24 protein-coding genes, 1 tRNA gene and 1 riboswitch are annotated in these 26,827 nt (G+C 73.0%); of the genes, 10 read left to right on the top strand and 15 right to left on the bottom strand.

Annotated features, from left to right (window positions below; all coding sequences use genetic code 11):
• Positions 1-5 precede the first annotated feature (5 nt).
• Positions 6-3,659, bottom strand: a complete 3,654-nt coding sequence (locus tag ACERM0_RS20605; protein ID WP_373680516.1) for a multifunctional oxoglutarate decarboxylase/oxoglutarate dehydrogenase thiamine pyrophosphate-binding subunit/dihydrolipoyllysine-residue succinyltransferase subunit — start codon at positions 3,657-3,659, stop codon at positions 6-8.
• Positions 3,660-3,931: 272 nt separating this feature from the next.
• On the opposite strand from ACERM0_RS20605, the gene ACERM0_RS20600 reads away from it, so the two are divergent.
• Positions 3,932-5,848, top strand: a complete 1,917-nt coding sequence (locus tag ACERM0_RS20600; RefSeq protein WP_373680515.1) for a penicillin-binding transpeptidase domain-containing protein — start codon at positions 3,932-3,934, stop codon at positions 5,846-5,848.
• A 30-nt stretch (positions 5,849-5,878) separates the two neighbouring features.
• A complete protein-coding gene (locus ACERM0_RS20595; protein ID WP_373680514.1) occupies positions 5,879-6,463 on the top strand; it encodes an HhH-GPD-type base excision DNA repair protein in 585 nt (194 codons plus the stop codon).
• Positions 6,464-6,515: 52 nt separating this feature from the next.
• Here the strand turns inward: ACERM0_RS20595 and ACERM0_RS20590 are convergent, their stop codons facing one another.
• On the bottom strand, positions 6,516-6,677 hold the full coding sequence (locus tag ACERM0_RS20590) for a DUF3309 family protein (protein ID WP_373680513.1): 162 nt from the start codon (positions 6,675-6,677) through the stop codon (positions 6,516-6,518).
• 158 nt (positions 6,678-6,835) lie between these two features.
• Here ACERM0_RS20590 and rimK point away from each other — a divergent pair, with 158 nt between their 5' ends.
• Positions 6,836-7,744 (top strand): 30S ribosomal protein S6--L-glutamate ligase, encoded by a 909-nt coding sequence (rimK, locus tag ACERM0_RS20585; protein WP_373680512.1) that lies wholly within the window; start codon positions 6,836-6,838, stop codon positions 7,742-7,744.
• Between the two features lie 7 nt (positions 7,745-7,751).
• Positions 7,752-9,695: a penicillin-binding transpeptidase domain-containing protein gene (locus ACERM0_RS20580; protein WP_373680511.1), complete on the top strand. Its 1,944-nt coding sequence runs from the start codon at positions 7,752-7,754 to the stop codon at positions 9,693-9,695.
• A gap of 46 nt (positions 9,696-9,741) precedes the next feature.
• On the opposite strand, the gene ACERM0_RS20575 is transcribed toward ACERM0_RS20580, so the two are convergent.
• Positions 9,742-10,407 carry an ArsR/SmtB family transcription factor gene (locus tag ACERM0_RS20575; protein ID WP_373680510.1) on the bottom strand — a complete coding sequence of 222 codons (666 nt, stop codon included), beginning with the start codon at positions 10,405-10,407 and terminating at the stop codon, positions 9,742-9,744.
• Between the two features lie 128 nt (positions 10,408-10,535).
• Here ACERM0_RS20575 and ACERM0_RS20570 point away from each other — a divergent pair, with 128 nt between their 5' ends.
• Positions 10,536-11,879 (top strand): rhodanese-like domain-containing protein, encoded by a 1,344-nt coding sequence (locus ACERM0_RS20570; protein WP_373680509.1) that lies wholly within the window; start codon positions 10,536-10,538, stop codon positions 11,877-11,879.
• Entirely contained in the window at positions 11,876-13,141 is a 1,266-nt protein-coding gene (locus ACERM0_RS20565; protein ID WP_373680508.1) for an MFS transporter, read from the top strand. Before ACERM0_RS20570 ends, ACERM0_RS20565 begins: the two co-directional genes overlap by 4 nt.
• Before the next feature lie 19 nt (positions 13,142-13,160).
• Here the strand turns inward: ACERM0_RS20565 and ACERM0_RS20560 are convergent, their stop codons facing one another.
• The 5 genes from ACERM0_RS20560 to ACERM0_RS20540 all read right to left on the bottom strand — a co-directional run bounded on the left by ACERM0_RS20560 (position 13,161) and on the right by ACERM0_RS20540 (position 16,398).
• On the bottom strand, positions 13,161-13,679 hold the full coding sequence (locus ACERM0_RS20560) for a class I SAM-dependent methyltransferase (protein WP_373680507.1): 519 nt from the start codon (positions 13,677-13,679) through the stop codon (positions 13,161-13,163).
• 1 nt (position 13,680) lies between these two features.
• Positions 13,681-15,060, bottom strand: a complete 1,380-nt coding sequence (locus ACERM0_RS20555) for an FAD-dependent oxidoreductase (RefSeq protein WP_373680506.1) — start codon at positions 15,058-15,060, stop codon at positions 13,681-13,683.
• A 137-nt stretch (positions 15,061-15,197) separates the two neighbouring features.
• Entirely contained in the window at positions 15,198-15,512 is a 315-nt protein-coding gene (locus tag ACERM0_RS20550; RefSeq protein WP_373680505.1) for a rhodanese-like domain-containing protein, read from the bottom strand.
• 2 nt (positions 15,513-15,514) lie between these two features.
• Complete coding sequence (locus ACERM0_RS20545) at positions 15,515-16,012, bottom strand: FABP family protein (protein WP_373680504.1); 498 nt, start codon at positions 16,010-16,012, stop codon at positions 15,515-15,517.
• On the bottom strand, positions 16,012-16,398 hold the full coding sequence (locus tag ACERM0_RS20540; RefSeq protein ID WP_373680529.1) for an FKBP-type peptidyl-prolyl cis-trans isomerase: 387 nt from the start codon (positions 16,396-16,398) through the stop codon (positions 16,012-16,014). Before ACERM0_RS20540 ends, ACERM0_RS20545 begins: the two co-directional genes overlap by 1 nt.
• Before the next feature lie 208 nt (positions 16,399-16,606).
• Here ACERM0_RS20540 and ACERM0_RS20535 point away from each other — a divergent pair, with 208 nt between their 5' ends.
• Positions 16,607-17,551 carry a calcium/sodium antiporter gene (locus ACERM0_RS20535; protein ID WP_373680503.1) on the top strand — a complete coding sequence of 315 codons (945 nt, stop codon included), beginning with the start codon at positions 16,607-16,609 and terminating at the stop codon, positions 17,549-17,551.
• Positions 17,552-17,560: 9 nt separating this feature from the next.
• The gene (locus ACERM0_RS20530; RefSeq protein ID WP_373680502.1) at positions 17,561-18,307 is read left to right on the top strand and encodes a type 1 glutamine amidotransferase; all 747 of its coding nucleotides are present in this window, start codon (positions 17,561-17,563) and stop codon (positions 18,305-18,307) included.
• A gap of 9 nt (positions 18,308-18,316) precedes the next feature.
• On the opposite strand, the gene ACERM0_RS20525 is transcribed toward ACERM0_RS20530, so the two are convergent.
• The 4 genes from ACERM0_RS20525 to ACERM0_RS20510 form a co-directional block, all read right to left on the bottom strand.
• Positions 18,317-19,261 (bottom strand): hypothetical protein, encoded by a 945-nt coding sequence (locus tag ACERM0_RS20525; RefSeq protein WP_373680501.1) that lies wholly within the window; start codon positions 19,259-19,261, stop codon positions 18,317-18,319.
• Positions 19,262-19,451: 190 nt separating this feature from the next.
• Positions 19,452-19,730: a MoaD/ThiS family protein gene (locus ACERM0_RS20520; RefSeq protein WP_373680500.1), complete on the bottom strand. Its 279-nt coding sequence runs from the start codon at positions 19,728-19,730 to the stop codon at positions 19,452-19,454.
• Positions 19,731-19,776: 46 nt separating this feature from the next.
• On the bottom strand, positions 19,777-21,126 hold the full coding sequence (gene thrC / locus ACERM0_RS20515; RefSeq protein ID WP_373680499.1) for a threonine synthase: 1,350 nt from the start codon (positions 21,124-21,126) through the stop codon (positions 19,777-19,779).
• Between the two features lie 142 nt (positions 21,127-21,268).
• Positions 21,269-21,389: riboswitch (SAM riboswitch) on the bottom strand.
• A gap of 108 nt (positions 21,390-21,497) precedes the next feature.
• Positions 21,498-22,886, bottom strand: a complete 1,389-nt coding sequence (locus tag ACERM0_RS20510; RefSeq protein ID WP_373680498.1) for an alanine/glycine:cation symporter family protein — start codon at positions 22,884-22,886, stop codon at positions 21,498-21,500.
• A 170-nt stretch (positions 22,887-23,056) separates the two neighbouring features.
• Here ACERM0_RS20510 and ACERM0_RS20505 point away from each other — a divergent pair, with 170 nt between their 5' ends.
• Positions 23,057-23,503, top strand: coding sequence for a response regulator (locus tag ACERM0_RS20505; protein ID WP_373680497.1), 447 nt, complete (start codon positions 23,057-23,059; stop codon positions 23,501-23,503).
• 46 nt (positions 23,504-23,549) lie between these two features.
• Here ACERM0_RS20505 and ACERM0_RS20500 read toward each other — a convergent pair whose 3' ends face one another.
• Positions 23,550-24,236 carry a LytR C-terminal domain-containing protein gene (locus ACERM0_RS20500; RefSeq protein WP_373680496.1) on the bottom strand — a complete coding sequence of 229 codons (687 nt, stop codon included), beginning with the start codon at positions 24,234-24,236 and terminating at the stop codon, positions 23,550-23,552.
• Between the two features lie 8 nt (positions 24,237-24,244).
• Positions 24,245-24,541 (bottom strand): DUF3263 domain-containing protein, encoded by a 297-nt coding sequence (locus tag ACERM0_RS20495; RefSeq protein WP_373680495.1) that lies wholly within the window; start codon positions 24,539-24,541, stop codon positions 24,245-24,247.
• A 129-nt stretch (positions 24,542-24,670) separates the two neighbouring features.
• On the opposite strand from ACERM0_RS20495, the gene ACERM0_RS20490 reads away from it, so the two are divergent.
• Positions 24,671-24,743 (top strand) — tRNA-Thr (locus tag ACERM0_RS20490).
• A gap of 36 nt (positions 24,744-24,779) precedes the next feature.
• Here ACERM0_RS20490 and ACERM0_RS20485 read toward each other — a convergent pair.
• The gene (locus tag ACERM0_RS20485) at positions 24,780-26,822 is read right to left on the bottom strand and encodes a prolyl oligopeptidase family serine peptidase (protein WP_373680494.1); all 2,043 of its coding nucleotides are present in this window, start codon (positions 26,820-26,822) and stop codon (positions 24,780-24,782) included.
• Positions 26,823-26,827: the final 5 nt, after the last annotated feature.

Raw genomic sequence — 26,827 nt, 5'->3', positions numbered from 1 at the left:
TTCGGTCAGTCCGTCGGGACGGGGTCGAGGGTGTCGCCGAGGAGCTGTTCGAGCTCCTGTTCGTGGACGACGTGCTGGCCGGCCGCCGGCGACGCCGACGGGACGCGGGCCGCGCTGCGCAGCTGGCGGTCCCCGCCGAGCTCGTCGAGCAGATTCCACAGGCGCCCGTCCACGAAGCCCCACGCCCCCATGTTCGCCGGCTCCTCCTGGACCCAGACGACGTCCTGGGCGTTCGGGTAGCCCGCGAGGACGTCGCGGATCTGCTCGCCGGGGAACGGGTAGAGCTGCTCGACCCGGACCACCGCCACCGGCAGCTCGCGCTCGTTGCGTGCCTTCATGACGTCGTAGGCGACCTTGCCCGCGCAGAGCACGACCGCGCGGGCCTCGGCCTTGTCCCGCTGGTCCCAGGCCGGGTCGTCCAACGTCTCACGGAACGAACCCGACGTGAACTCACCGATGTCGGAGAAGGCGTTGGGTGAACGCAGCAGCGACTTCGGCGTGAAGATGATCAGCGGCTTGCGCACCTCGCGGTGCAGCTGGCGGCGCAGGACGTGGAAGTACTGCGCCGAGGTGGTCGCGTTGACGACCTGGATGTTGTCCTCGGCGCACAGCGTCAGGAACCGTTCGATGCGCCCGGAGCTGTGCTCGGGACCCTGCCCCTCGTAGCCGTGGGGCAGCAGCATGACCAGCCCGGAGGTCTCGCCCCACTTGTCCTCGGCGGCGACGATGAACTGGTCGATGATGATCTGGGCGCCGTTGACGAAGTCGCCGAACTGCGCCTCCCAGGCCACCAGCGAGGCCTTGTCCTCCACCGAGTAGCCGTATTCGAAGCCGACCGCGGCGTACTCGCTGAGCAGCGAGTCGTAGATGAAGAACTTGCCCTGCTCGTCCGCGAGGTGCTGCAGCGGCAGGTGCTCCTCACCGGAGCGGAAGTCGACCTGGACCGCGTGGCGCTGCGAGAAGGTGCCGCGCCGCGAGTCCTGACCGGCCAGACGCACGTTGTTGCCCTCGAGCAGCAGCGACCCGAACGCGAGGGTCTCGCCCAGCGCCCAGTCGATCGAGCCGGACTCGTAGCGCTCCCGGGCCTTCTTGAAGATGCGGTCCAGCTTGGGGTGGCGCGTGAAGCCGTCCGGCACGTCGAACTGGTTGGCGGCGATGCGGTCCAGGGTCTCCTTGGCCACGCCGGTCTCCGCCGGCGGCAGCAACGAGGTCGACTCCTCGGGACGGATCGCCTTGGGCGGTTCCGGCGGGGCGGCCTGCTTCGTGGACGCGAACGCCTCCTCGAGCCGACTCTCGAAGTCCTCCAGGAACTCCTCGGCCTGCTCGATCGAGATGTCACCGCGGCGGACCAGGCGCTCGGTGTACAGCTTGCGGACCGAGCGCAGGTTGTCGATCACCTCGTACATCTGCGGCTGGGTGAACGACGGGTCGTCCGCCTCGTTGTGGCCGTGACGCCGGTAGCAGACGAGGTCGATGACGATGTCGCGGTGGAACTCCTGGCGGTACTCGTACGCCAGCCGTGCCACGCGCACGACCGCCTCGGGGTCGTCGCCGTTGACGTGCAGGATCGGCGCGTGGACGGTCTTCGCGACGTCCGTGGCGTAGTACGACGAGCGGGCCGCGTGCGGCGAGGTCGTGAACCCGACCTGGTTGTTGATCACCACGTGGATGGTGCCGCCGGTGCGGTACCCCCGCAGCTGCGAGAGGTTGAGCGTCTCCGCCACGACGCCCTGGCCGGCGAACGCGGCGTCGCCGTGCATCAGCAACGGCAGGACCGGGAACACGCCGTCCTGACCGCGGTCGTAGCGGTCCTGCTTCGCCCGGGAGATGCCCTCGACCACCGGGTTGACGGCCTCGAGGTGCGAGGGGTTGGGCGGCAGGTGCAGCTCGACGGTGTTGCCGGAGCGGGCCTCGTACACGCCGTGGGTACCGAGGTGGTACTTGACGTCGCCGGAGCCCTGGACCGTGTCGGGGTCGATGTGCCCCTCGAACTCGCCGAAGATCTGGTGGTACGACTTGCCGACGATGTTCGACAGCACGTTCAGGCGCCCGCGGTGGGCCATGCCCATCACGATGTCGAGGACGTCGGGGTCGTCGGCCGCGGCCTCGCAGACGGCGTCGAGCAGCGGAATCAGGCTCTCGCCACCCTCGATGCCGAAGCGCTTCTGGCCGACGTACTTGGTGTGCAGGAACGACTCGAACGCCTCGGCGGCGTTCAGCCGCTCGAGGATCCACAGCTGGTCCTCGGCCGGCACGTCCTCGGAGACGCCCTCGACCTTGTCGCGGATCCAGCGCTTCTGATCGGGGTCGAGCACGTGGCCGTACTCGATGCCGATGGTGCGGCAGTACGCGTCGCGCAGGACGCCGAGGATCTTCTGCAGCTCGAGCCGCCGCGTCCGCCCGCCGATGTCGGTGACGAACTCTCGGTCGAGGTCCCAGATCGAGAGTCCGTAGTAGGTCGGGTCGAGCTCGTTGTGCATCGCCCTGGGCTGCAGACGCAGCGGGTCGAGGTCGGCGATGAGGTGACCGCGCACCCGGTACATGTTGGCGAGCGCGTCGACCTTGCTCTGCTTGGTGAGCAGGTCGGTCTCGTCGTCGAAGTGGGTCGAGTCCGGGCGCCAGCGCGCCGGCTCGTAGGGCAGCCCGAGCGCGGCGAACACCTCGTCGTAGAAGCCGTGCTCACCGAGCAGCAGCTCGTGGACGCGCTTCAGGAACAGCCCCGACTCCGCGCCCTGGATGACGCGGTGGTCGTAGGTCGAGGTCAGCGTGATGACCTTGGACACGCCGAGCTTCGCGATCGTGCGCGGGTCGGCGGCCTGGTAGCCCGCCGGGTAGTCGATCGAGCCGACACCGAGGATGGCCGCCTGCCCGGACATCAGCCGCGGGATCGAGTGGACCGTGCCGATCGTGCCCGGGTTGGTGACCGTGATGGTGCCGCCGGAGAACATCGCGGGGTCGAGCTTGCCGGTGCGGATCTTGCGGATGATGTCCTCGTAGGCCCGCAGGAACTCGTCGAACGCGAGCGCATCCGCGTCCTGGATCACGGGCACCAGCAGGCTGCGCGAGCCGTCCTTGTTCTCCACGTCGACGGCGAGCCCGAGCCCGAAGTGCTCCGGACGCCGCACGGCCGGCTTGCCGTCCTGCGTCTCGCCGTAGCTGGACTTCATGGCCGGCACGGCCTCGACCGCCTTGACCATGGCGTAGGCGATCAGGTGCGTGAAGGAGACCTTGCCCCCGCGGGTGCGGCGCAGGTAGTTGTTGATGATGCGCCGGTTCACCTCGAGCAGCTTGGCCGGCACGTCGCGCACGGAGGTCGCGGTGGGGACCCCGAGCGAGGTCTCCATGTTCTCCACGATGCGGGCACCGACCCCGCGGATGCGGGTGGCGGTCGGGTCGTCGTCGGCGACCGTCGGGGCGGCCTTGGCGACGTCTGGCCCCTTGCCGTTGCCGCTGGGTGCCGCGGCCTCCTTCGTCGGCGCGCCGTCGGACCGCTTCGCGCCGTTGCCGCCGCGGTTCTGGTCCTCGGGGCGGTAGTCCGCGAAGAAGTCGCGCCAGGACTTCGACAGCGCGTCGGGGTTCTCGCGGTACTGCTCGTACATCTCCTCGACGAGCCAGGCGTTCAGCTCCGACTGGGACGAGGACGTGGGTTGGTTGGCCATGTCGGCGTTCGTGCTCCGGGGCGACGTGAGCAAGAGGGTAGAGCGGCGGAGGCGTCGCTCACGATCCGCGCACGGCCACGCACCGGGCGCGCGCAGCAGGAACGCAGCGACACGACGAGGGCAGCCGGACGAAGGGCCTCCGCTGCCACCTGTCGAGTGGACCCGGCGCCACCGCACACGTCAAGCCCCGTCGCGGTCGGCCGACCCCGTCCCGGCGTGCCCGCGCGGTACCGTCGCCGTCCGGCCACGGCGGGAGCAGGGAGGGGCTGGCCATGAAAGACCTCCTCGTCGCGATCCTCGCGCTCTGTGCCCTGGCCGGGGTCGCCTACGGCGGCTGGTGGCTGCTGACCGAGAGCGACGTCTTCGCCGGTGAGCAACGCCAGACCGCCGACCCGGCCGAGACGGTCGCGGCCTTCGCGGCCGCCTGGGAGGCCGGGGACCACGACGAGGTGGAGGCGCTGACGCGCGAGGCGCCCGACACGCTCGTGGCGACCTACGACCAGGTCGCCGAGGGCCTCGAGTACCGCGAACTGCGGGTCCGTCCGGGCGAGACCGAACAGGTCGAGGACGGCCGTGCCCGCACCCCGGTCGCGGTGACGGCCGTCGGCGAGGACTACGGCGAGGTCGAGTGGCAGGTCGAGCTCGAACTGCTGCGTGAGCGCGGCCAATGGGGGGTGACCTGGTCGCCGACCAACGTGCACCCGTCCCTGCGCGAGGGCATGGTCTTCGAGGTCGTCCGCGAGGAGGTCGAGCGGGCGCCGATCCTCGCGGCGGGCGGCGAGCAGCTGGCCGGCGAGGGCGACCAGGTCACGTTCGGCTTCGACCCCGGCACGGTGGAGGACCGCGACGACCTCGCCGAGGCGTTCGAGGAGGCGGTCGAGGGCGCCGGCGAGGCGGTGGACCGGATCTACGCGCGCGGCAACCTCGTCGACGGCTGGTTCTACCCGGTGGTGACGCTGCCCGCCGACCGGACCGACGACGCCCGCGACGCGTTGCGGGGGGTTCGCGGTGCCCTGTCGCGGTCGATCAGCGGCCGCACCCTCCTCGACGAGGGGTTCGCCCAGCACGTCGTCGGCCGCGTCGACGAGGCCACCCGGGAGCAGCTCGACGCGCTCGGCGATCCCTACGAGCCCGGTGACGAGGTCGGCCAGTTCGGGCTCGAGGCGGTGTTCGAGGCCGATCTCGCCTTCGCCACGCGCGTCCAGGTGGTGCTGCGCGAACGGCCCGGCGGGCCCGCCCGCGAGGTGCTGGCCGAGTCGCTGTCCGGCGCCGAGGCGGTCCAGACCACCATCGACGCACGCGTGCAGCGGGCGGTGGAGAACGCGCTGATCGGCGTCGACGAGGAGGCGGCGATCGTCGTGATCGACACGGGCGACGGCGCGATCCGGGCCAGCGCCAGCCGGCCGCTGTCGGGCTACAACCGCGCCTTCGAGGGCCGCTACCCGCCCGGATCCACGTTCAAGATCGTGACCGCCGAGGCCCTGCTGGCCGGCGGACTCGTGCCGGAGACCGACGTCGGCTGCCCGGAGCGCGCCGTCGTCGGCGGGCTGTCCGTCACCAACGCGGGCGGGCGCGAGTTGGGTGACACGACGCTGGAGGCGGCGTTCGCCAACTCCTGCAACACGACCTTCGCCGGGCTCGCGGCCGAGGAGGTGGGGATCGACGGGCTGACCGACGCCGCCGAGCGCTTCGGGTTCGGGGTCGAGCCCGACCTCCCCCTGCCGGCGTTCGGCGGATCGTTCCCCGAACCGGCGGACACCGCCGAGCTGGCGGCGGCCGCCTTCGGTCAGGCGCGCGTCGAGGTGTCACCGTTGCACCTCGCCTCCATGGCGGCGGCGGCCCGCTCCGGCGTGTGGCGGCCGCCCTACCTGATGGCCGCCGACGAGCCCGGCGACGCCCGCCAGCTCAGCGGCGGCACGCTCGACGGCCTGCGCCGGATGCTGCGCGCGGTCATCACCGACGGCAACGGCGAGGAAGCCGAGGTGGCCGGCACCGACTCGCAGGTCGAGGGCAAGACCGGCACCGCCCAGGCCGGCGGCGACGTCGAGCACGCCTGGTTCGCGGGCTCGTGGGGCGAGTACGGTTTCGCCGTGCTCGTCGAGGGCGGCGGCGCGGGCAGCGAGGTCGCGGCTCCCATCGCCGGCCGGCTCGTCGACGAACTGCAGGTCCAGCTGGCCGAGGACGGCTGACGACACCACGTTCCGACAGGAGGTCCGCCCATGCCCACGCTGACGCTCACCGGTGAGCCCGACGCCGACCGCCTCCTGTCCGACAACGCCTTCGCCCTGCTGGTCGGCATGCTCCTGGACCAGCAGATCGCGATGGAGCAGGCCTTCGTCGGTCCCCAGCGGCTCGAGGAACGACTGGGGCGGCCGCTGACCCCGTCCGCGGTCGCCGAGGTCGAGCCGGAGACGCTCGAGGAGTTGTTCCGGCAGCGGCCGGCGATCCACCGCTACCCCGGCTCCATGGCCAAGCGCGTCCACGCCCTGGCGACCGCGTTGGTCGAGGACTACGACGGCGACACCGAGGCGTTGTGGCGCGACGTCGCCGACGGCCGGGAGCTGAAGAAGCGGCTGACCGACCTGCCGGGCTTCGGCGACCAGAAGGCGCGCATCTTCGTGGCGCTGCTCGGCAAGCAGTGCGGGGTGACGCCCGACGGCTGGCAGGAGGCCGCCGGGGACTACGGCCAGGACGGCTACCGCTCGATCGCCGACGTGGTCGACCAGGAGACCCTGCTGAAGGTGCGCGAGTGGAAGCAGGCCAAGAAGGCCCGCGCGAAGGCGGCGAAGACGGCGAATTCGTGATCCCACCGCCGCCGTGCGGTTCGGGAGCCGGCCGCCGCCGTCCGCCCGCGGGTCAGCCCTCGGGGATGACCGCGTACTGGAAGAGCAGCATCGTCGCGAGCCCCATGGCCAGCATCCCGGCCGGCGCCCACGACCAGCCCTTGCTCCACGGCCACAGCGGCGCGGCCAGCACCATGAGTGCGGCGATCACGATCAGCGGCAGGGCGTTCGGCATGGTGCGACCGTAGCGCGCGGCAGGGCCGTCGCGGGCCCCACACGCGCGCGATCGCCACTACGTTGCGCGCAGTTCCGTTCACGTCTCGGTTCGGCCACGCGCCCCTCGTCAGTGGGGCCTCGGGGGTCCCTGCCGACGTTCTCGTAGGGAAGCGCACGTTGAAGCTCGCGATCCTGTCGCGCAACTCGCAGCTGTACTCGACTCGACGCCTGCGCGAGGCGGCCGAGCAACGCGGGCACGAGGTCCGCATCGTCGACTATCTCCGGTGCGTGATCGACATCACCTCGCACCGGCCGGCGATCCACTACGGCGGGTCGCGACTGGACGCGGTCGACGCCGTGGTTCCCCGCATCGGTGCGACGCACACCTTCTACGGCACCGCGGTGGTGCGCCAGTTCGAGATGATGGGCGTCTACCCCACCAACGACTCGCAGGCCATCTCCCGCTCGCGCGACAAGCTGCGTGCCCTGCAGCTGCTGGCCGCGGAAGGGGTCGGGCTGCCGGTGACCTCCTTCGCGCACTCCACCAAGGACATCGACGGGCTGGTGTCCCTGGTCGGCGGCGCCCCGGTGGTCGTGAAGCTGCTCGAGGGCACCCAGGGCATGGGGGTCGTCCTCGCGGAGACCAAGAAGGCCGCCGAGTCCGTGATCGGGGCGTTCCGCCAGCTCAACGCCAACATCCTGGTCCAGGAGTTCATCAAGGAGGCCGGCGGCTCGGACATCCGCGCCTTCGTGGTCGGCAACCGCGTCGTGGCGGCGATGGAGCGCACCGCGGCGCCCGGCGACTTCCGCTCCAACGTCCACCGCGGCGGCGAGGCGCGCCGGATCCGGCTCACCCCCGAGGAGCGCGCGGCCGCCAAGCGGGCCGCCAAGATCCTGGGGCTCAACGTCGCGGGTGTGGACCTCATGCGCTCCAACCACGGTCCGGTGGTCCTGGAGGTCAACTCGTCGCCGGGCCTGGAGGGCATCGAGACCACGACCGGCGTGGACGTGGCCGCCAAGGTGATCGAGTACATCGAGGCCAACGCGGGCGTGCGCGCCACCAACCGAGCCCGCAAGAAGGCCTGAGCCACCCATGTCGAGCGCCCTCGATCTGGACCTCAGTGGCGTGCCCACGCGCCGTGGGCGGCGGGCCGCGGTCGTCCTCCTCGTCCTGCTCGTCGTCGCCGGCCTCGCCGCGGGCGGCTGGTGGTGGTGGAGCAACCGCGACCCCGGTCCGCAGCCGGCGGCGGAAGCGTTCGCGTCGGCCTGGGACGAGGGGGACCCAGCGGCGGGTCCGGTCGCCGGCACGCCCGCCACGGTGCGGCAGCGCTACGAGACGCTGGTCGACGGCCTGCAGCTGGACCCGCCGGCCGTGACGCTGACCGAGGTCTCCGAACCGGTCGAGGGCACCGCGACCGCGGCCCTGTCGGTCCGCTGGGACCTCGGTGGCGACCGTGCGTGGGCCTACGACACCACCGCCGACCTGGTCCGGGGCGACGACGGCTGGCAGGTCGAGTTCACGCCCGCGCTCGTGCACCCGCGGCTGACCGACGACCTGCGCCTGGTCACCCGCCGCACGACCCCGCAGCGTGCCGACGTCCTCGCGGCGGACGGCACGCCGCTGGTGACCGGACGCGGGGTCGTCGAGGTGGGCGTGCAACCGTCCCGTGTGGAGGACCTCGAGGAACTCGTCGACGACCTGCGCGACATCCTCGACCTCACCGCCGACGACCTGGCCGAGCGCATCGAGGCGGCCGGTGAGAACGCGTTCGTGCCGGTCGTGACGCTCCGCGACGACGACTACGCCGAGGTGGAGGACGAGCTGTACCCGCTGCCGGGCACCGTCTTCCGCCGCGACGAGCTGCCGCTGGCGCCGACGGCGGCGTTCGCCCGGGCGCTGCTCGGCCGCGCCGGTCCCGTGACCGCCGAGCTGGTCGAGGAGCATCCCGAGCGCTACGCCGCCGGCGACCTCGTCGGCCTGTCGGGTCTGCAACGCGCCTACGACGAGCAGCTGTTCGGCCTGCCTGGCCTGGAGGTCGCCGCCGTCCCCGGCGAGGACGCCGCCGAGGACACCGAGGAGGCCGTCCTGCACGAGGAACCCGCGGTCGACGGCACGCCCGTCAGGGTCACCCTCGACGAGGCGGTCCAGCGCGCCGCCGACGACACCCTCGCCCAGGAGACCGAGCACCCGAGCGCCCTGGTGGCCATCCGGGTCAGCGACGGGCACGTCCTGGCGGTCGCCAACGGCCCCGCCAGCGGCGGGCTCGACATCGCCACCCAGGGACGCTTCGCCCCGGGATCCACGTTCAAGGTGGTGACCACGGCCGCGCTACTGGCCGAGGGCCTCGACACGGACGACACCGTCGGCTGCGAGGGCGAGGCGGTCGTCGACGGCCGCCGGTTCACCAACGCCGAGGACGGTGCCCGCGGGCAGGTGCCGTTCCGCGAGGCGTTCGCGGAGTCGTGCAACACCACGTTCGTCACGCTGGCCGGCGACCTGCCACCCGACGCGCTGGCCCGCGCCGCGGAGGACTTCGGGCTCGGCGGCCAGCACGGCCTCGGCGTCGACGCGTTCACCGGCAGCGTGCCGACCAACGAGGGGGCGACCGACCAGGCCGCCGCCGCGATCGGGCAGGCCCGCAACCTCGCCAGCCCGCTCGCGATGGCGGACGTCGCCGCGACCGTCGCCCGTGGTGCGCACCGGGCGCCGCAGCTGGTGCTCGACCCGGACCCGCAGGACCCGGCCGACGAGCGGCCCCTGGACCCCGAGATCGCGTCGGCCCTGCAGCAACTGATGCGCGAGGTGGTCACGAACGGCAGCGGTTCGGCCGTCGCGGACGTCCCGGGCGGCCCGGTGCACGGCAAGACCGGCACCGCGGAGTACGGCGACGAGTCGCCGCCGCGCACCCACGCGTGGTTCATCGGCTACCAGGACGACCTCGCGTTCGCCGTGCTGGTGGCGGAGACCGAGGACAGCTTCGGCGGCCGTGTCGCCGCACCGCTGGCGGCGGACTTCCTCACTCGCCTGGCCGACTGACCGCCGGCGACGGTCAGCCTGCGGGCTGCCGAGATCACCGGCAGTCTCAGACCTCCACCGGGCTGCCGGCACGGCGCCACTCCGGCACGCCGTCCTCGAGGCGGAGGGCGCGGCGTCCGTGCTGCTGGAGCCGGCGGACGGCGTCGTCGGCGTAGACGCAGTAGGACCCGCGGCAGTAGGCGACGACCTCCCGGTCGCCCGGCAGCTCGTCGAGCAACTCGAGCTGGTCGGGAGGCACGTTCAACGCACCAGGGAGGTGGCCGGCGGCGTACTCGGCGGCGGGACGGACGTCGACGACGACGACGTCGCCGCGGTCGAGCCGCGCGAGCAGCTCCTGGCGGGTGAGTGTCCGGATCTGCTCGCGGTCGCCGAGGTAGCCGCTGACGAGCTGGTCGAGTCCCTCGACCTGGGTGGCGGCGATCCTGCGCATGGCCCACCACAGGTCGAGCACGTCGTCCGAGGCGAGCCGGTAGTGCACCTGCGTGCCGGTCCGGCGGCTGGCGAGCAGGCCGACGCGTGCCAGCGTCCGCAGGTGATGGGACGTGTTGGCCACCGACTGGCCCAGCTCGTTCGCGATGTCGTCGACCCGGCGCTCCCCCTGGGCGAGCAGGTCGACGATCTCGGCACGGCGGCCCGAAGCCAGCGCCTTCGCGACCGCGGCGAAGCCGTCGAACAGCTGGTCCTTCGCCTTCCGACGCTCGCCACCCGACATCCCGCGAACTCCTCGACCTCTCGCGGACCATCCTACCCTGGTTACTCAAACGATCACTTGACAAGACGGGGCCGGAGTCGCCATGCTGTTTTCAAACGCTCTTTTGACAATGCTCCGAGGAGGCGGCGGTGGACGTGGTCGAACTCGTCGACGCGGGGCTGGGCAACAGCTCCTACGTCCTCGACCTGGGCGATGGCGGCGCGGCCGTGGTCGACCCCGAGCGCGACCCGAGGCCGTACCTCGGCGAGCTCGCGCGTCGCGGGCTGACGCCACGGTTCGTTCTGGAGACGCATCTCCACGCCGACTTCGTCTCGGGTGGTCGTGAGCTCGCGGCACGTGGTGCGCAGCTGCTGGCCCCTGCCGGCAGCGGGCTCGATCACGCGCACCGGCCGCTGGCGGACGGCGACGAGCTGGACCTGGGCGGCGTGCGCCTGCAGGTGATCGCGACACCGGGGCACACCCCGGAACACCTGGCCTACCTGCTGGAGGACGACGGACGGCCGGTGGCGCTGTTCTCGGGCGGGACGCTCATGGCCGGCGGGGTCGCCCGGACCGACCTGCTCACGCCGCAGCAGACCGAACCGCTCGCGCGAGCCGCCTACCGGTCGATCACCCAGCGGCTGCTGACCTTGCCGGACGACCTTCCGGTCTACCCCACCCACGGCGGCGGCTCGTTCTGCTCGGCAGTCCCGGGCGGCGACCGGACCACGACCATCGGCCACGAGCGCACCACCAACCCCGTGCTGGCCGGTGCGCCCGACGAGGACACCTTCGTGGCCCGACTGCTCGGGAGCCTGGGTTCCTATCCGCCCTACTTCCTCGAACTCCGTGAGGTGAACCGCGCCGGTGTGGTGGTGCATGGCTCGACACCACCACCGCTACCGCAGCTGACGGTCGCGGAGGTCGATGCGGCGGTGCGCGACGGTGCGCAGGTCGTCGATGCCCGCTCGATGGAGGCGTTCGCCGCCGGCCACCTCCCACGTTCGGTGTCGATCCCCTGGCGTGCGGCCTTCGCGACCTGGCTCGGCTGGCTCGTCCGTCGCGAGCAGCCCGTGGTGGTCGTCGCCGACGCGGGGCTGGACCGCGCCGACCTCGTGTGGGCTGCGTACACGATCGGGTACGAGTGCCTGATCGGTGAGCTGGCCGGGGGGATCGACGCCTGGCGAGCCACCGGCCGGGAGGTCGCGCGCACGCCGCTGCTGACCCCGGACGAGGTCGACGGTCGTCGCCCCGTCGACGTCCGCCAACACGCCGAGTACGTGTCCGGGCACGCACCCGGGGCGGCGCATGTCGAGCTCGGCCGGCTGACAGAGACGCTCGCCGACGTTCCCGGCGGGCCCGTGCTGCTGCACTGCGGCCACGGCGAACGGGCGATGTCGGCCGCGAGCCTGCTCGAACGTGCCGGCCGGCGCGACGTCGCCGTCCTCGCCGGCGGCCCGAGCGACCTCGGCGCGATCGAGGCCGGAGCGTGAGCCGCATCGACACGCCGGTGCGGTTCGGTCTACGCGAGAACCTGCCCCAGTTCGTCCTGCTCGTCGCCGTCAACGCGCTGGTCGGCGGCATGATCGGCCAGGAACGCACCGTCCTCCCCCTGCTGGCCGAGGCCGAGTTCGGCATCGCCGGCTACACCGCGATGCTGAGCTTCATCCTCGTGTTCGGGCTCACGAAGGCGATCGTCAACTACTTCGCCGGCACGCTTGCCGACCGTTTCGGTCGCAAGCCCGTGTTGCTCACCGGGTGGCTGTTCGCCATCCCCGTGCCATTGGTGCTGATCTGGGCTCCGTCGTGGGGCTGGGTCGTGTTCGCCAACGTGCTCCTCGGCGTCAACCAGGGTCTGACCTGGTCGGTCACCGTGCTCATGAAGATCGACCTCGTCGGGCCGCACCGGCGTGGGACCGCGATGGGCTTCAACGAGGCCGCCGGCTACGGCGCCGTGGCCGCTGCCGCCTGGGCCACCGGCGCGATCGCCGATGCGGCGGGGCTCCGGCCCGCCCCCTTCCTGCTCGGGCTGGCGTTCGCAGCGCTCGGACTCGGGCTGTCCGCCATCTTCGTGCGCGAGACCGCCGGCCACGTCCGACAGGAAGCGGTCAACCACGTCGCTCCATCCGCAGGGCACGGCGCCGACCTCACCCGCCGCCAGGTCTTCGCGCTGGCGACGTGGCGGGATCGCTCCCTGTCGGCGGCCTCGCAGGCCGGGCTCGTCAACAACCTCAACGAAGGCATGGCCTGGGGCCTGTTGCCGGTGTTCTTCGCCGCCGGCGGGTTCGGGCTGACCACCGTCGGGCTGCTGACCGCCATCGCCCCTGCCGTGTGGGGCATCGGGCAGCTCGGCACCGGCGCCCTGTCCGACCGGCTCGGCCGGAAGTGGCTCATCGCCGGCGGCCAGTTCACCGAGGCCGCCGGCCTGCTCGTCATCGCCCTCGGCGACACGTTCGCGGTCTGGGCGCTCGGCAGCGCGCTGTTCGGCGCCGGCACCGCGATGGCCTACCCGACCTTGATCGCCGCCGTCGGCGACGTCGCCCATCCGAGCTGGCGTGGCGCGGCCGTCGGCGTCTACCGGCTCTGGCGGGACGTCGGCTTCGCCGTCGGCGCCCTCCTCGCCGGCGTGCTCGCCGACGCCTACTCGATCACCACCGCCATCATGATCGTCGCGCTCGTCACCGCGCTCAGCGGTCTCGACGTTGCCGTCCGGATGCGCGAGACGCTCGTCGGCCAGCAAGCCACCACCGCCTGAGCGCGGGCGACCGACCGGCTCAGGGTGCGGCGACGACCGCGGCGGTGGGGCCGCCGGTGACGTCGCCACGGCGGACCTCGACGACCGGCCAGGCGCGGGTCTCGAGGTGGCGGCCCACCCGCTCCACCTCGGCGTCGAGGCGGGCGGCGTCGAGCGGTTGGAAGGCGACGACCAGCCGGCCGTCGACCGCGACGTGGCGGCGGAGCGCGGCCAGTTCCGCGTCGGGGTCGCCGCGCTGGAGCACCGGCAGGTGCACGGCGAGGATCCGGTCGAACGTGTGGCCCGGGAGGTTGAGGTCGGCCACCTCGCACGTCACGACCGTGAGCCGGCCGGCCGCGAGGTGCTCGGCGTTGCGGCGGCGGCAGGCGGCCGACATCTTCGGGGACCGGTCGACGGCGACGACGTGTCCGTCGCCGACGCGGTCCGCGATCAGCCCGGCGGCGACCCCGTGGCCCGCGGCGACCTCCAGGACCTGCATGCCGGGCACGAGGTCGAGCTGGTCGACCGCCCACACGACCCGTTCGGCGGCTGCCGCCACGTCAGCGGTCGCCGTCGGCCAGGACGGCGTCCCAGGCCTTTCGTGCGCCGATCAGGACCGGATCCCACACGGGCGAGAACGGCGGCGCGTACGACAGGTCGACGTTCAGCAGCTCCTCGACCGTCATCTGGTTCCACAGCGCCGCCGCGAACGTGTCGATCCGCTTGCAGGATCCCTCCCCACCGACGATCTGGGCCCCGAGCAGCCGGCCGGACCGCCGTTCGGCGACGACCTTGAGCTGCATGCGTTCGCGATCGGGCCAGTAACCGGCCTTCGTGGTGCTCTGCACGGATGCGCACACCGGCTGGTAGCCGGCCGCCTCCGCGTCGGCCTCGCCCAGGCCGGTGCGTCCGATCTCCACGCCACACACCTTGGTGACCGACGTGCCCAGCACCCCCGGGAACGTGGCGTAGCCGCCGCCGAGGTTGATGCCGGCGACGCGGCCCGTCTTGTTCGCGATCGTGCCCAGGGCGATGGCGGCCGGTGCCCGCGCGACGCGGTGGTGCACCTCGGCGCAGTCCCCCGCCGCCCAGACGCCCGGCACGCGGGTGCGCTGTCGGACGTCGACCACGATCCCGCCGGTGTGCTCGCCGACCGGGATGCCGGCGTCGCGGGCGAGGTCGGTGTTCGGGGCCGTGCCGAGCCCGAGCACGACCACGTCGGCCGGCAACTCGCCGGCCGAGGTGACCACCGCCCGCGGGCGGTCGCCGTCGTGCTCGATCCCCTTGACCTCGGTGGTGAGGTGGAGCCGGATGCCCATGCCCTGCATGGCGTCGGCGACCCGCTGGCCGAGGTCGGGATCCAGCGTCTTCATCGGCCGGTCGGAGCGTTCGACGAGGTCGACCTCGTAGCCGCGCACGACCATGGCCTCGGCCATCTCCAGACCGATGTAGCCGGCGCCGACCACGACCGCCCGCCGGACGTGGTGAGCCGTCAGGTGGTCGAGGATCGCCTGCCCGTCGTCGAGCGTCTGCACGCCGAACACGCCGGCACCGTCCAGCCCCGGCAGCGGCGGGCGGACCGGATTGGCCCCCGTGGCCAGCAACAGCTGGTCGTAGGGCTCGTCGAACTCGCGGCCGCCGTCGAGGTCGCGGACGCGGACCTGGCCGGCCGCCGTGTCGATCCCGACGACCTCGTGGTGGACCCGGGCGTCGATCGCGTGCTTCTCGCGGAACGCCTCGGGCGTGCGGACCACCAGGGCGTCGCGGTCCTCGACGACGTCGCCGACCCAGTACGGGATCCCGCAGGCCGAGTACGAGGTGTCGCTGCCGCGTTCGAGGACGACGATCTCCAGGTCGTCGGCACCACGGCGGCGACGGGCCTGGCTGGCGGCACTCATCCCGGCGGCGTCACCGCCCACCACGACCAGTCGCTCGGTCATCGCCGCCCTCGTCGCTCGGGGCGGTGAGCCTACGACCCGAAGTTCGCCGACGGCGGCCGCACACACCGGCCGACGGCCGAGCGGGCCTCTCGGGGCACCTGGCCCTCAGGCGACGGGGCCCTCAGGGCACGGGGCCCTCAGGCGACGTGGCCGGGCGCCCCGTCGTCGCGAACCACCGGCAGGCCGGCCGCCGCCCACTCGTGCATGCCGCCGTCGAGGTTGTGGGCCTCGTAGCCGGCCCGTGTCAGGGCCTGCACGACGGCGGCGCTGCGCCGGCCGCTGCGGCACACCGCGACGATCGGCCGCTCGGCGGGCAACTCCTCCCGCCGCAGCCCCAGCTCACCCATCGGGATGTGCACGGCGCTGGGCGCGTGCCCGGCCTGCCACTCGTCGTGCTCGCGGACGTCCAGCAGGAACGCGTCGTCGAGGTCGGCGGCGGTCTTCGGGTCCACGGTCAGCCTCCGGGGTGCTGTCGGCGCAGAGTCGCGCGCAGGTGGTGGGTCTCCGGCGTGTCGGCGTGGGCCATCCACAGGTCGTAGGTGAGTTCGTCGTCGGCCAGGACGAACCGCCGGCGCAGCGACCGGACGGGCTTGGCCGTCGCCGTCAGGCCCACCGTCGTCGTGCGCAGCTCCGCCACCCGGCCACGCAGGTGACCTTCCTCGACCTCGACGATGCCGGTCGGGTGGGCCAGGACCAACTCCAGCGCGATCGCGTCGCCGTCCTGCCCGCCAGCCGCGCGCAGGTAGCCGGTCTCCGCGTGCATGGGCTGGCCCGTGTCCGGGTGGGTCGTGCGCTGGCCGTAGACGAGGAACGGCTTGCCGACGTGACCGAAGGTCACCTGCTCGCGGTACCGGAACGGGTCGATCGTCGGGTAATGACCGGCGCCCTCGCCGACCCACGTGCCGAGCAGGCCCGCGAGCGGGCGCAGCGCGGGGTGCAGGTCGGCCGCCATCACTGGTGCTGGACGTCCAGCAGGTCCACGTCGAACACCAGCGTCTCGCCGGGCGCGATGACCCCGTTCACGCCCCGGTCGCCGTAGGCGAGCTCCGCCGGGATCACGAGGCGCCGCCGGCCGCCCTCACGCATCCCCTCGACGCCCTGGTCCCAGCCGGGGATGACGGTCCCGGTGCCGAGCTGGAAGGTGAAAGGCTGCCCGCCCCACGAGGCGTCGAACTCCTCGCGGCTGGACCACCCCACGCCCACGTAGTGGACGGTCACGGTGCTGCCGGGCGTCGCCTCGTCCCCGTCGCCGACCACCAGGTCCTCGGCGACCAGTTCGTCGGGCGGCTCGGTGCCCTCGGCGGGCAGGTCACCGGCGGGGTCGGGACGCTGGTCCATGTCGACCTCCTGTGCGGTCTCGCCGGCGGTGTCGTCGGCCGGCTCGTCGTCGCCGCAGCCGACCAGCAGCACGGCCGCCGCGATCGCCGCGGCGAGCGGCGCACGCCGCAACCCCCTCGTCACCAAGCGTCGTCCTTCGCACCCACCGGCCGTCCGCGGCGCGGTGCGGGGAGCCTACCGCCGGGACCGGACCGGCTACCGTCCGCGCATGCTCATGTCCGTCCTGGGGGTCGTCGTCGGCCTCGCGCTGCTGACGTACGCCGCGGACCAGTTCGTGGCGGGTGCAGCGCGCATCGCCGCAGCGCTGCGCCTGTCGGCCGTCGTCATCGGCGCGGTCGTCATCGGCTTCGGCACGAGCGCGCCGGAGATGATCGTGTCCGGTCTCGCGGCCGGGCAGGGCTCCCTCGACATCGCCGTCGGCAACATCGTCGGCTCGAACGTGGCCAACCTCACGCTGGTGCTGGGTGTGGCCGCCATGATCACGCCGATCGTCGTCAGCTCGCCCGTCCTGCGCCGCGAGGCGCCACTGTCGCTGGCGCTCACGGTCGTGTTCGCCGTGCTGGTGCAGGGCGGCCTCAGCCGCTGGAACGCCGTCGTCCTCGGCCTGCTGCTGGTGGCGGCGCTGGTGCTGATCCTGCGCTCGGCGAAGCAGGGCGACCCGGCGCTGTCGGGCGAGGTCGGCGAGTACCTCTCGGGCGAGCCGCCGTCGCTGCCCAAGGAATGGGTCCGCACGATCCTCGGTCTGATCGGCACGCTCGCGGCGGCGCAGATCCTGGTCGTGTCCGCGACCTCGATCGCCGCCGAACTCGGGCTCGCCGAGGGGTTCATCGGCCTGACGGTGGTCGCGATCGGCACGTCGCTGCCGGAGCTGGCGACGGCGATCCAGGCCGCCCGAAAGGGCGAGACCGATCTGATCGTCGGCAACCTGCTGGGCAGCAACCTGTTCAACGCCGGCGGGGTGGCGGTCGTGGCCGGCCTGGCCGGGCCGGGTCCGCTGAGCGACCCCACGATCGTCGGCTTCGCGACGCTGCTGATGGTGGCCGTCGCCGTGATCGCCACCGCCTTCATGGTGACGGGCAAGCGGGTCGTGCGCTGGGAGGGCGCTGCGCTGCTCCTCGGGTACGCGATCTGCGTGCCCCTGCTGGCCGGTTGAGGTGATCCGATGCCGTCGTTGCTCGTCCTGCGCCACCACCCCGCCACCGGCCCGTCGCGGCTGACGCCGACGCTGGACGAGCATGCCGGCGTCGTCCCCTGGCGGCTCCTCGACGTCACCGACCAGCCCCTTCCCGGCGACGACGAGCCACTGGCCGGCGTGCTCGTCATGGGCGGGCCCATGTCGGCGGTCCACCCGCAACGCCACCCGTGGATGCCGGAGGAGCTGGACTTCCTGCGCCGACGGGTGGCGGACGGGGTCCCGGTGCTGGGTATCTGCCTCGGCGCCCAGCTGCTGGGCACCGCGCTGGGTGGGCGCGTGTCCCCGCGCACGGTGCCGGAGGCCGGCTACCTGCCCCTGCGTCGCACCGCCGCCGGCCGCACGGATCCGGTGTTGGGCGCCTGGCCGGACGGGGCGGCGCCGTTGCTGCTGCACGAGGACGAGGTCGACCGGCTGCCGCCGGCGGCGCGTCCGCTGCTGACGGGCAACGACGGCGTGCCGGCGTGGCGTCACGGCAGCGCGCTGGCCATACAGTTCCATCCCGAGGTCGACGTCACCCAGCTCCGGGGCTGGGCCGACCTGCTCGAAGGGCTGCTGTCGCGAGCCGGCAGCGATGTCGAGGGGCTGCTGCGGGAGGCGAGACACCGCGAGTCCGAGACGGTGTCGCTCGGCCGTGACCTGTTGGCGCGGTGGTTGGACGTCGAGGTCCGGCCGCGGCTCCTCGCCCCCTCGCCCACGCCCCGGGCGATGCCGTAGCGGGGGCGGCTAGCCCTCGTCGCCCTCGTCGCCCTCGTCGGCGGCGTCCGCGCGGGCCGGCGGTTCGGACGATTCCGTGGGCGAGGGCGTCGGTGTCGGCGAGGGAGTCGGCGTCGGCTTGGGGCTCGGCTTCGGCTCGCTCGGCGACGGCTTCGGCTCGGGTTTCGGCTCGGGCTTGGGCTCGGGTTTCGGCTCGGACGGCGACGGCTCCGGCTCGGGCTCGGGCTCCGGTTCCTCGCTGGGTTCGGGCTCCGGCTCGCTGGCGGTCGTCGCACGCGGCTGCGGCGTCCGAGCCGGCGCCGGCCGGGTCTCGGGCCGCGGGGCCGGCTCGCGCATCAGGTCCTCGAGGTCGGCACGCCAGCCGGGGCCCCTCACCCGGACCGGCCGGTCGTGGTTGATCGAGTCCGGCGCCGGCACGACGTCGGGACCCTCGCACGGCGGCCCCACGAGTTCGCGGACCTGCTCGTCCTCGAGGGGTGGGTCGGCGACGATCGCCACGCGGACGCGCAGTTCGGCGACCACCTCGTCGCAGGCAGGTCTGCCCGCTGGCAGCAGGTACAGCGGCGTGCGCGCCAGTTCGCCGGCCGTGATCGGGCGTGCGGACGGACCGTCGAGCGCCACGGGCAGCGGGTCGTCACCGACCGGCGAAACGGTGGCGTACAGCACGAGCCGGGTCTTGTTCCGGAAGCGCTGGCCTTCCGCGTCGGTCACGGACACCCGCACCGGTTGCCGTTGTCCCTCGATGAGGTGGCGCGGTGCCGAGACGTGCACCCGGAGGCCGGCGCCGGCCTGCGCGACCGGCACGGCGGCCTCGCCCTCGGCCAGGTCGACGGCCGCGGTCGACGAACTGTCCGACCAGGTGCTGAGCGCCCAGACCGCCACGGCGGCCATGGCGACGAGCGTCGCCATCACCCCCGCGAGAATCCGGGCGGGCTGGACTCCGGTCTCGCCCACGTCCCCCCGTTTCGTGCGTCCGTCGCAGTGTGCCGCCGGGCGGGGTGCCGGTGAGAGGGACGAAGGTCCGTCGTCGCGGCCGGAGGGCCACCGGCCGAGGGGGGTCCGCCGTTGATCGTGACGGGGCCGGCACGCGCTAGCGCCGCCGCGATGGTCACGCCGTCCCCGTGCCCTGCCCGCGACGGCTCGCTCAGGCGGCGCCGCCCGCGACGGCCGGGACGATGGAGACCGTGTCGTCCTCGTCGATCGCCGTGTCGAGCCCCGCCTGGAAGCGCACGTCCTCGTCGCGGACGAAGACGTTGACGAAGCGACGCAGCCGCCCGTCCTGGTCGAGGAGGCGCTCGCCGAAGCCGGGATGTGCGGCCTCGAGGTTGGTGACGACCTCGCGCAGGTCGGCGCCGTCGACCGTGACCTCGGGTCGCCCGTCGGTGAGCTTGCGCAACGGTGTCGGGACGCGGACGGTTGGCATGGCGGGTCCTTTCGCTCGGCCGGGTGGGTGGCGCGTCGGCGCGGGTTCAGTCGTGCAGCATCCCGAGGAAGTCGGTCAGCGACGGGGTGGTCCGGTGGGTCGGGCCGGCGGTGCCGTCGAGCGCCTCGACGGTCTTGTAGCCGTTGCCCGAGACGACGGCGACGACACGCTCGTCGCGCCCGACCACGCCCTGCTCGACGAAGCGCACGAGGTTGGCGACGGTGACGCCGCCGGCGGTCTCGGCGAACAGTCCCTCGGTCCGCGCCAGCAGCCGGATGCCGGCGACCACCTCGGCGTCGGCGACGTGGCCGATGGCGCCTCCGGTCTGCTCGGCCACCTGCAGTGCGTAGTAGCCGTCGGCGGGATCGCCGATCGCCAGCGAGCGCGCGATCGTGTCGGGCCGCTGCGGACGGACGTCGAGGCTGCCGCGCTCGAACGCCTCCGCGATCGGGGAGCACCCGGTGGCCTGTGCGCCGGACATGCGCGGCAGTTCGGCGGTGTCCAGCAGCCCGTGGCGCTGCAGGTCACCGAAGGCGCGGTGGATCTTCGTGAACATGGCACCCGAGGCGAGCGGGCCCACGACGTGGTCCGGCAGCTGCCAGCCGAGCTGCTCGGCGATCTCGAAGCCGATCGTCTTGGAGCCCTCCGCGTAGAACGCCCGGAGGTTGACGTTGACGAAACCCCAGCCGCGGCGGTCCGCCACCTCGGCACACAGGCGGTTGACGTCGTCGTAGGTGCCGTCCACGGCCACGACGTTCGCGCCGTACACGGCCGAGCCGACGACCTTCCCGCGCTCGAGGTCGTGCGGGATGAAGACGTAGGCGGGCATGCCGGCCGCGGCCGCGTGCGCCGCGACGGCGTTGGCCAGGTTGCCGGTGGACGCGCACGCGATCGTGTCGATACCCAGCGCCCGGGCCGCCGACAGCGCGACCGTCACCACGCGGTCCTTGAAGGAACCGGACGGATTGCGCGTGTCGTCCTTGAGCCACAGCTCGCGTAGGCCCAGGTGTGCGGCGAGCCGGGGCGCGGGGCGCAGCGGCGTGAAGCCGGCCCCCAGGTCGATCCGGTCGTCGGGCTCGTCACGCAGGACCGGCAGCAGGTCGCCGTAGCGCCACAGCGTCGATGGGCCGCTCGCGATGCGGTCACGGCTCACGCGGGCCGCCACGACCTCCTCGTCGTAGGCGACCTCGAGCGGTCCGAAGCACCAGCCGCAGACGTGGGAGGCGCCGAGGTCCTCGGTCCGGCCGCACTCGCGACAGCGCAGCCCCGTCACGTTGACGACGAGGTCGTGGCGGCCGGGCGGTGCCGTGGCGCCTGGCGCGGGCGGGGCGGGAGCGGTCGGCGGGGCGGGAGCGGTCGGCGTGGTGGTTGCGGTCGGTGTGGGGCTGGACGTCATCTCGCGTCGCCTGTCTCATCGTGTCCGTCCGAGGCGCGGGCGCGCGCCGGAGCGGGAGACCGACGCGTCTCGCGGGCGAAACGGCGACGGCCTCCCCACCGGGGAGGCCGCTGACGATGATGGTGGACGACGGGCGCGTCCTCGCTCATCGACCGCACCTTCCGGTGGGTCCGGGTTTGGCACCTTCCCCGCGCGTGTCACCACGTGCGGCGGGGTTGCCGAGGCGTCAATGGGCCCGAGCCCTCGACCTCTCTGGATGAGCACCAGTGCGAGCGAGTCTGCCACCCCGCTCGCGATCGCGCCAGTCGGGATCGCGTCGCCGCGTCGGTCGCGGTCGGCGTCGCCGTGTCGGTCGCGTGCGCGCCGCCGCGTCAGTCGCTGCGGGTCGACTCCGGGGCGGGCGTGTCGACGTTCCGCCAGTCGGGACGGGACAGGTACGCCCGCGTCTCGCGGGCGATCAGGCCCGACAGCAGCAGCAGGCCGACGAGGTTCGGCAGCGCCATGAGCCCGTTCATGATGTCCGAGAAGGTCCAGACCACGTCGAGCTCGGCGGTCGCGCCGACGAAGATCACCGCCACGAACAGCACCCGGTAGGGCACCACCGCCCGGCGGCCGAACAGGAAGTCCATGTTGCGCTCGCCGTAGTACGCCCAGCCGAGCAACGTCGAGAACGCGAAGAACGCGACGCTGATCGTCACGATGATGCTGCCCCACTCGCCCGGCAGGCCCTGCGAGAACGCCTGCGACGTCATCGTGGCGCCCTCCTCCTCGCCCGTCCACACGCCGGTGACGACCAGGGTGAGGCCCGTGAACGTGACGACCACCAGGGTGTCGAGGAACGTCTGCGTCATGGACACCAGCGCCTGGCGCACCGGGTTGGTGGTCTGCGCCGCGGCCGCGGCGATGCCGCCCGTGCCCAGGCCGGACTCGTTGGAGAAGATGCCGCGGGCGACACCCATGCGGATCACGGTCAGCAGGGCCGCTCCGGCGAAGCCACCCGTCGCGGCCGTGCCCGTGAACGCGTCGGAGAAGATCATGCCCAGCGCGCCCGGGATCTCGGCCGCGTTGGTCGCCAGCACGATGGTGGCGCCCACCAGATAGATGACGGCCATCAGCGGCACGAAGGCGGCGGTGAAGCGGCCGATCGACTTGATGCCGCCGATCAGCACGATGCCCGCGCCGACGACGAGGACCAGGCCGGTGACCCAGGTCGCGACCCCGAACTCGTCGCTCATGACGTCGGCGACGGTGTTGGCCTGTGCGCCGTTGCCGATCCCGAACGCGGCGACCGCGGCGAAGACGGCGAACGCCACGCCGAGGACCTTGCCGAGCGGCCCGCCGAGGCCGTCGCGCAGGTAGAACATCGGGCCGCCGGACTGCTCGCCCGCGGCGTCGCGACGCCGGTACTTCACGCCGAGGAAGGCCTCGGAGTACTTGGTCGCCATGCCGACCAGGCCCGTGACCCACATCCAGAACAGCGCGCCGGGTCCACCGATGCCGATGGCGGTGGCGACACCGGCGATGTTGCCGACACCCACCGTGGCGGCCAGCGCCGTCGCCAGGGCCTGGTAGTGGGTGACGTCACCCTCGCCGCCGGCCTCCTTGCGCTTCACCAGCGCCAACCACAGCGAGTACGTGAGCTTGTGGAACTGCACCCCGCGCAGCACCACCGTCAGGTACAGGCCGGTCAGCAGCAGCAAGGGGATCAGCAGCAGTGGCCCCCACACGATCCCGCTGATCTGGTCGAGGACGTCGGCCATGTCGTGCTCCCTCCACATGCCCACGCGGCGTGGCGCCTCCCCGGCGACGCCCGGACCCTAGTCTTCCCGGCCGCGGCGTGGCGAGATCCGTCGCCGCGCTCCGCTCGACTCGGGCCTCGCCATGCCGACAGGCGACACACTGGGTGCGCGACACGAACGAGGTGGGGAGGATGGCCGCAACCGTGGGACGCCGGGTGCTCGTCGTCGACGACGAGGCCGACGTGCGCTTGCTGTGCCGTGTGAACCTCGAGTTCGAGGGCTACGAGGTGAGCGAGGCCACCGACGGCGAGACCGCCATCGCCGAGGTGCGGGCCGGGCGGCCGGACGTGGTGCTCCTGGACGTCTCCCTGCCGGGGCTGCAGGGCTGGGACGTCCTGGACGCCATCAAGGCGGATCCGGCCCTGCGGCACATCCCGGTCGTGATCGTGTCCGCCCGGGCACGCGACGAGGACCAGATCCGGGGTTGGTCGCAGGGCGCGGCCGACTACATCACGAAGCCGTTCTCGCCGCTGGCGCTGTCACAGGTGCTGCAGGACGTCCTGGCCACCGAGCCCGCCGAGGAGGAGCGCCGGCGCCGCATGATCCTGGAGAAGCTGCAGCTGCTACGCAACACGTGACGCCGCGTGCCCGTCGGCGCAGCGGCGGGATGCTGCGGCCGGCGGCTCAGCCGCGGTCCGCGCCGACCACGACGTGGACGTCGACGGCGTTGGAGAGGTTGCCGGGCTGTGGGCGGACGTCGCCGGCCCCGACCTCCGCGGCCACCTGGCGAGCGGCCGCCTCGTTGCCCTCGGTCCACAGCACGGTGGTCACCTGGTAGTTGAGCGCCTGGTTCTCCGCGATGACGCGGTAGCCCTGGTCGCGCAACGACTGCGCCACACCGCGGGCGGCCACGCCCCCGTCCGCCTTGTAGCCGTCGAGCACCTGGATGACCACGTCGCCGGGTGCGAGCGCCCGGGCCGCCGGCTCGGGTTCCGGTTCCGGCTCCGACTCCTCGGTGGGCTCGGGCTCCGGTTCGGGCTCCTCCACCTCGGCCGGCTCCTCCGCGTCCTCGGTCGGGTCGGGCTCCGGGTCCTCGGTGGGTTCCGGCGCCGCCGGCTCGGCGGGCTCGTCCGGCGCCGCCGCCTGCGTGTCGTCGGACCCGTCGGACTCGTCGGTGTCCTCGGGCGCCGACGGCGCGTCGTCCGGTGCCGGGCCGCTGGCCACGGTCGGTTGCGTTGCGGCGTCGTCCGTGCGTGCGCCGATGAACGCGAAAGCACCCGCCGTCAGCACCACCACGCCCACGGCGGCGCCGACCCGTTTCCCCACGGCGACGCCCAGGCCGGTCTCCTCGGGCGTCCCCGTCGCCTTCATCGCGTGCCTCAGCGGGCGTCCGCGCCGAGGCGGTTCGCGGCCCGCTGCCGCTGGCGGGCGGCACGCAGGCGACGCAGCCGCTTGACCAGCATCGGGTCGTACGCCACGGCGGCCTCGTCGTCGATCACGCGGTTGAGCAACTGGTAGTAGCGCGTCGGCGAGAGGTCGAACTGCTCGCGGATCGCCTGCTCCTTCGCGCCCGCGTAGCGCCACCACTCGCGCTCGAAGTCCAGGATCTCCTGCGCGCGCGCATCGATGCCGGAGGCCTCGGCGGCAGCGGCGAACTCCTGGCGGTCGGCGCTCATGGACGCTCCTGGGTTCGGGACCTGCCCAGGTTCGCAGACGAACGACACGGGTGCAACTACGACGACGTGACCCGTCGGTCCCCGCGCGCGTCGCTGCCGGGGGCCGACACGCTACGTTCGCGCGGCAACGCCGAGGTAGCTCAGTTGGCAGAGCGCCCGCCTTGTAAGCGGATGGTCACGGGTTCGAATCCCGTCCTCGGCTCCGGACCGCTGCGGTGTCGGGCGCGCGGCCGCCCCGTCACGCCACCTCGGGGGCGATGGGGGCGGCGGAGGTCGCCTCGTCGCCGGGGTCGGCGGCGTCCCGCAGGTGGCGGGCGTGCCAGTCGAGCACCACCTCGAACCGTTCGATGCGGTGCTTGGGGCTGCCGCTACGGGACAGTTCGTGGGTCTCGTCGGGGAACCGCACGAACTCGGTCGTCACCCCGGCGCGCTTGAGCGCCGCGAAGTACTGCTCGGCCTGCTCGATCGGGCAGCGGTGGTCGGCCTCGCTGTGCAGCACGAGGGTCGGTGCGGTCACCGACGCGGCCGTCGCGACGGGACTGGCGGCCCGGTGCGCCGCCGCGCCGTCGGGCAGCGACGCGGCCAGGAACATGCGGTCGAAGTAGGGGCCGATGTCGGAGGTGCCCGAGAACGACTCCCACTGCAGCAGGCCGCGCTCGACGATCGCGGAGCCGTAGCGGTCGGAGCGGGCGATCAGGCGGGCGGTGGCGTAGCCGCCGTACGAGCCTCCCATGATGCCGATCCGGCCGGGGTCGGCCTGCGGGAAGCGCTCCAGGGTGGCGTCAACCAGCGCCTCGAGGTCCAACGTGTCGACCGAGCCGTGGTCGGTCCAGGCCCCGACGACGGCGCGCGCCCAGTCCGCACCCCGGCCGGACGAGCCGCGCGGGTTGCAGCCGACGGCGAGGTAGCCCGCGCCCGCCTCGACCTGGAACTCGTCGAAGAAGTACTCGCCGTACTGCGAGGTCGGGCCGCCGTGGATGTTGACCAGCACCGGCACGGTGCCGGGGCCGGCGGCGTCGAAGCCGTCCGGCAGGACGGCCCAGGCGTCGATCTCCGCCCCCTCGCGTTCGAAGACGAACCGCTGCGTCGGCTGCACGTCGACCTTGCTGCGGAACGTGCGCGCGAGGTCGGTGACGCAGCGCTCGCGCCCCTCCTGCAGCCACACGAGCTCGCCGGGCGTGGCCGTGTCCGTGACGGTGAAGGCCACGGCGGACGCGTCGGGCCGGACCCCGAACCCGGTGACGGAGCGGTTGCCGGCCACGACGTCGGTCACGACCGGCGGCTTGTCGCCGTCCGGATCCCAGGCGTCGAGGTCGACGCGGACGACCTTGCTGGTACCGCGATCCTCGACCGCGATCAGGAACCCACCGGTGACGAACCGGGGACCGACGGTCGCGTTCGACGGCGCACCCGGCAGCACGTCGCGGTCGAGGTGGGCGAGCAGCTCGACCGGCTCGAAGGGCGTGTCGCCGTCGTCACGCGGGCGACACCAGTACACGCCGTGGTTGCCGGGCCAGTCGAACGGGTCGGTCTGCCCGACGGTGAACAGCCGCCCGTCGGGGGCGTAGCCGACCCACTGCCACGACCCGGGTGGCAGCAGCGGGCGGACCTCGCCGCCGTCCAGGTCGAGCTCGAACACCTGGTCGTGCGGATCGAGGTCGGTGCCCTCGTCCGGGCGGGCGACGAAGGCGACGGCCCCGCCGTCGGGCCGCCACGCCGGCGCACCGTGGTCGCGGTCGACGGTCGTGAGCCGCTGTGGCTCGCCGCTGCCGTCACGGTCGACGAGGTAGAGGTGGTCGGTGCGGTCGTGGACCCAGCCGCCGGCGTCGGTGCGGTAGGGCAGCTTGGTGATGCGCTTCGGGCGCCGCCGGCGCTCGTCGTCGTCGAGGTCGGCGACCTCGTCGGCGTAGGCGGCGGCGACCAGCACGAGCTGGGTGGAGTCCGGCGACCAGGCGAAGTCGGACACGCCCAGGGGCAGGTCGGTGCGCCGGTGGGCCTCGCCGCCGTCGGCCCACATGATCACCAGCTGCGGCTTCTCGCCCTCCTCGACGCCCGTGCGCAGGAAGGCCAGGCAGCGGCCGTCGGGCGACCAGCGCGGCGAGCGGTCGGACGGGCCGTGCGTGTAGCGCCGGGTGCGCATGCCGTCGAACAGGTGGATGGTCCGCAGGGTGCGGTCGTCGTCGACGTCCAGTTCGGCCAGCACGAAGGCGACGCGGGTGCCGTCGGGGTGCAGCTGCGGGTCGCCGGGCAGCACCAGGTGTTCGAGGTCGGTCGCACGCACGCGCA

The sequence above is a fragment of the Egicoccus sp. AB-alg2 genome (assembly GCF_041821065.1).
In the GTDB taxonomy this organism is placed as follows: Bacteria; Actinomycetota; Nitriliruptoria; order Nitriliruptorales; family Nitriliruptoraceae; genus Egicoccus.
This window is presented reverse-complemented; position numbering and strand designations above follow the sequence as displayed.